The sequence below is a fragment of the Myroides sp. LoEW2-1 genome (assembly GCF_009767705.1).
GTDB classification, from domain to species: Bacteria; Bacteroidota; Bacteroidia; order Flavobacteriales; family Flavobacteriaceae; genus Flavobacterium; species Flavobacterium album_A.
Window position 1 is genome coordinate 1 of the sequence record NZ_WSPP01000281.1, and the last position, 5007, is coordinate 5007.

Genomic DNA, 5007 nt, shown 5'->3' on the forward strand with positions numbered 1-5007 from the left:
GCATTGAACCTATAGCTAGGTCTATCCAGATTTTGATTGAAATTAAAAAAGGAATTAAATTAATAGAGTTAGATTGACTAAATCAATTTAAAACAGATAATCAAAACCCCACGCTTTGTGGGGTTTTTTTTGATTGAATCTTTTGAGAATTTCTCAATTGTATTATCTTTCACTTTTCAAGTAAGTAGTTATCGTACTTGAGAAGTAGTAAACAATCAAAAACACATATATGAAAAGAATAGCAATTGGGTTATTTATTTTAGCATCTGGTGTGATGCAGGTAATCGCCCAGAACCCTGAAACCTTTAAAAATGGAGTTATCGTTTCGGCTCATCCAGAGGCAAGTCGAGTGGGAGTTGAAATCCTAAAAAAAGGAGGTAATGCTGTAGATGCGGCAGTGGCCGTTGAGTTAGCCTTAGCAGTGGTTTATCCCAATGCGGGAAATATCGGTGGTGGAGGTTTTATGATCTACAGGGGTAAAGATGGTCGAGTTGACGCTTTGGATTATAGAGAAAAAGCACCCTCACAGGCAAGAGAGAACATGTATTGGTCAGGAGATGGACAAGCAATCACAGAGCTTAGTATGAAAGGAGCATTAGCCTCAGGAGTACCAGGTACAGTAGACGGAATGGTTAAAGCACATGCGAAATATGGTAGTCTACCTTGGAGTGATTTAGTTCAACCTGCTATTGAGTTAGCTGAAAAGGGTTTTTCAATTACAGAGAAACAAGCTGATGAGTTTACTAAGAATCATCAAGTATTTTTAAAGTATAATACCAAAGAAACTGCCATAACAAGTAAGACAAAGTGGGTGGCTGGTGATGTATTTATACAAGGGGAATTAGCCAATACACTTAAGCGCATACAAGAAAAAGGTAGAGCAGGATTTTATGAAGGAGAAACAGCTGAGTTAATCGTTGCAGAAATGAAAAGAGGCAATGGAATGATGAGTTTAGAGGATTTGAAAAACTATCAAGCAGTATGGAGGACACCTATTATTGGACAGTACAAAGGACTTAAAGTTATCTCTATGCCTCCACCAAGTAGCGGGGGAATTGCTTTGATTTCACTGTTTCAATCGGTAGAGAAGTATCCATTAAAAAAATGGGGTTTTCAAGCTGAGAAAACTGTGCAGGTAATGGTTGAGGCAGAGCGTCGTGTATATGCAGATCGCGCTGAACACTTAGGAGATCCAGATTTTTATCAAGTGCCAGTGAGTCAATTGGTAAACAAAGACTATAATGTTGGACGCATGGAAACTATGTCTTTCGATAAAGCTACCAAGAGTTCTGATATTAAAGCTGGTGAGATCGCAGCTAAAGAAAGCGAAGAGACCACACACTATTGTGTAGTAGATCAATGGGGAAATGCTGTATCGGCAACAACAACATTGAATGATTCGTATGGATCTAAGGTTGTAGTAGGGGGAGCTGGCTTTTTGTTGAATAATGAAATGGATGATTTCTCAGTAAAACCAGGAACGCCAAATATGTACGGACTTGTAGGGGGAAAGGCTAACTCAATTCAGCCCAATAAGCGTATGTTAAGTTCTATGACTCCAACTATTTTAGAGAACAATGGCAAATTATATATGGTTGTTGGAACTCCTGGAGGCTCGACTATTATAACCTCTGTATTTCAGACTATCTTGAATGTTGTGGAATTTGGAATGAATATGCAACAAGCTGTTGCAGCACCGCGTTTTCACCATCAGTGGTTGCCTGATCGCATTGATTTTGAACCATTGGCAATTGATCAAAAAGTTAAAGAGGAATTAGCTAAAAAAGAGTATTTGTTACAAGAGCGTAAACCTTATGGTAGAGTGGAGGGAGTTTTAGTTTTGCCCAACGGAGAATATCAAGCAGGAGCAGATCCTAGAGGAGATGATATTGCAAAAGGATATTAATAAGTAAATACCAGTTAAAGTAATTTCTATATAAAAAAGCCTATTACAATCATTGTAATAGGCTTTAGTAATTTATAGTGTGTTGTTGGTTTAGTTTTTATTCTCTAACAAAATCAAGAGAAGCTTTACCAAAGTATTCCCCTTTAAGCTCTTTTCCACTCTCAAACTGGAACAGGAAGTCTATTTCAGTTACAGGTGAAAGATATTTGTAATCTCCAAGGTCATCGAAAGCGTCTAGTTTTTTAATATTGATGAAAGTTTTTGACTCCATATTAATAACCTCGTTTAACTTTTGACCGTTAAGAATGAAGGTAGCTTCTGCCCATTTTGCAAATTCAACTTGGTGAGCAAAAGGATTGATAATTACATTATTATCCTCTCTTAAAAATGCTACTTGTATTTCAATTGTGTTTTTATTGTCCTCTGACTTTAGAATCATATTGTATATATCGTATATATACGGTCCGTATGCATAAGGAGTTTTAAAGTTAAAACGCAGTGAATTTAGTGTATATTCTTTTCCATCATAAGTAAAAAGACTTGGATTTTTGATATTGATCTTAATGATATTACTCTCTTCAAATCCTACTTTAGTTGCTTTAAATAAGAACTCACCTTCTTCTAAAGCAACCCAAGTATTTTTCTCAAGTGGATACTTTCCTATTAGTTCTATTTTAACGCCTTCTACTATAGCTCCATTGGCTTTGACAGTGAATTCAAAAGAAGTTCCTACTTTCCCCGTATTTTTATCAACTGTAAGTTCAAGTTTTGTTTTAACCTCGTCTATAGGGTCTGTTTTAGTCTCGTTGTCGTCGCTTGAACAAGCAAGGTTAAAAAGTATAAATACAGAACTAATACCCAGTAATAGTGAATGTTTAATTTTGTTTATCATAGTTTTATTTTTTACGTTTAATTAGTTGAAGTACCTCTTTGTCAGACAGTGATGATAATATATTTGTGCTAGTTGTACCTGTTTGAACTGTTTCAAAATCAAGCTCAGATGGTCCGTCTAACTCTCCTTTAATAGAAGTATTGTTCTCAAGAACAAAGTCAAAGTTTATGGCAACTCTATCAGATATATAGAAATCTTCTCTAAGAGGTTTGAATGGTTCAACCTTTGTAATAAACATAGTAGAATCAAGTGTGCTTATTTCTCTAAGTTGCATACCATTGGCATAGAATTGAGCTGCAGCAAAACCTCCGAATAATACTTCACCTTCTTCAGGGAAAGTCAATTCTTTTGGATCTTTTCTTTCAAAACCAGCTAAGAAAACGATTTTGTTTTCAAAGTCATCAGACATCATTACTAATCCCCAGACATCAAATATTCCAAAATCTTCAGTAACTGTTCTATAGAAGTTAAAGTATGATTTATCCAATAGGTAGATTTCATCTTTATAAGTGAAGTAGCTGTAGTTTTTAATTTCAATTGTTAAGACATCACTGGATGCGAATCCTTTTTTATGCGCAATGAACTTGAAAGTGCCAAACTCTTTAGCAGTCCAAGTATTTCCTGTAAATCTTTCAAGACCGACCACTTCAATTTCTACGTCTTGGACAGGTTGTCCGTTAGATGTGATTTTAAATTCAAATACATCATTAGGTTTTCCGAATGTTCGATTCGTTTCGATGTTTAATTTGCCAATTCCCTCTTCTACAACAATTGTAAGTGTTTTACTATCTTGATAACCTTCTTTCTTTGCTGTGAATTGATAGGTACCACTTTTTGTAGGTGTCCAAGTCAAATCTTTAATTTGTCCTAAAGTTTTTTCGGTAATTGTCACCCCTTCAATAGGTAATTTATCAGCCAATACAGTAAAGGTGATAGTTTCTCCTACAAGTGCTTTGGTTGCACTTGCTTGTAATACTAATTGTGTTGAGTCTTTCGAGTCGTTGTCGTCGCTTGAACAAGCTCCAAAAACAAAAGAGAAGACCACACAACAAATCATAATAACAGTAGAGATGTGTTTTTTCATAATTTCTAGATTATTTAAGTTGTTTTTATTTATGTTAACATAATATTGGTGAAAGTAAAACAACAATTAGAGTGTTAAATTCATTAAACAAATAGAAATGATGTGATTAAGTATAGTAAACAAAGAATGTTTTGAATAAACAGTAGTGATGTGTTATAAAATCAAATGAAGTGATATTTTAGTTAAATAAATGTAGTATTGCAAAGAATATTACCGCTAAATACTAAAATTATAAAGGAATGATTTGTAGAATTTAGTGGATGTGTTTTTTAGATTTTATATTGAAAAAAAATGGCACAATAGGTCTTTTTGTGTATTCTGTTACTCGATGTGTGTAATATCTGTTCGTTTTGTAGATAATTTTCCGATTTAGATATTTTTATTGCGAATATTTGTATTTATACTTTACTTTGTTGCGTAAAAAATAAAATATCAAAGGTTATGTTTAAAAAAGCGAAATTGGCTATTGTTTGTGCCATAGCATTCTCAGGATTGATCTCTTGTAGTAGTGATGATAATTCATCAGATACAGCAACTCCAGAACAAAAGGGTAAATATGTAGTAGTTGCCAAAACAACAGATAATGCTTACTTAGGTAATATTGTTGTTGTGAATAACGGCACTACTGAAACTATTGCAAACTTGGGTAAAACCGAATGGACTAAGACTTTTGACAAAGCCTCGAATGTTGCCGTTTCTGTTACTGGTCATGCTATTGATATGAATGATGAAACTGCAGAGATGACTATTCAACTTTTAAAAAATGGAAAAGTGGAGAAAGAGTCAAAAGCTTCAGGTAGTGTGCTAGTTGGAAATATAACTTTCTAAGCGTTCTACAATTAATTAGTAACCTTGTTAACTTATATATAGGCTGTTTCAACTTGTTGAAGCAGCCTATATTTTTAAATATTGTTTGCTACTGTTTTATATTATTGTTAGTCTATTAACTTTTTAATCAACAATATTAGTAGTGATAGATCTTATTGTTTTTCTAAGTATTATTTTTTACTTTATCAATTACATTTGTGTTTGAAAATTGAATAATTGTGACTAATTAGGTGTATTATTGTCAAAATATTCCCTAAACTGCTTTTTATGGTATTATAAAATGACGAAGTAGTAAAG

The 5007-nt window shown here is 33.7% G+C and carries 4 protein-coding genes; 2 read left to right on the forward strand and 2 right to left on the reverse strand.

Going from position 1 to position 5007, the window contains the following annotated elements; all coding sequences use genetic code 11:
- Positions 1-229 precede the first annotated feature (229 nt).
- Positions 230-1906: a gamma-glutamyltransferase gene (ggt, locus tag GOQ24_RS14440; protein WP_155091690.1), complete on the forward strand. Its 1677-nt coding sequence runs from the start codon at positions 230-232 to the stop codon at positions 1904-1906.
- A gap of 97 nt (positions 1907-2003) precedes the next feature.
- On the opposite strand, the gene GOQ24_RS14445 is transcribed toward ggt, so the two are convergent.
- Together GOQ24_RS14445 and GOQ24_RS14450 are read right to left on the reverse strand one after the other, a co-directional pair.
- Positions 2004-2798 (reverse strand): hypothetical protein, encoded by a 795-nt coding sequence (locus GOQ24_RS14445; protein ID WP_160340008.1) that lies wholly within the window; start codon positions 2796-2798, stop codon positions 2004-2006.
- Between the two features lie 4 nt (positions 2799-2802).
- Complete coding sequence (locus tag GOQ24_RS14450; RefSeq protein ID WP_160340009.1) at positions 2803-3882, reverse strand: hypothetical protein; 1080 nt, start codon at positions 3880-3882, stop codon at positions 2803-2805.
- A 441-nt stretch (positions 3883-4323) separates the two neighbouring features.
- Here GOQ24_RS14450 and GOQ24_RS14455 point away from each other — a divergent pair, with 441 nt between their 5' ends.
- Entirely contained in the window at positions 4324-4710 is a 387-nt protein-coding gene (locus GOQ24_RS14455) for a hypothetical protein (protein ID WP_160340010.1), read from the forward strand.
- Positions 4711-5007 lie beyond the last annotated feature (297 nt).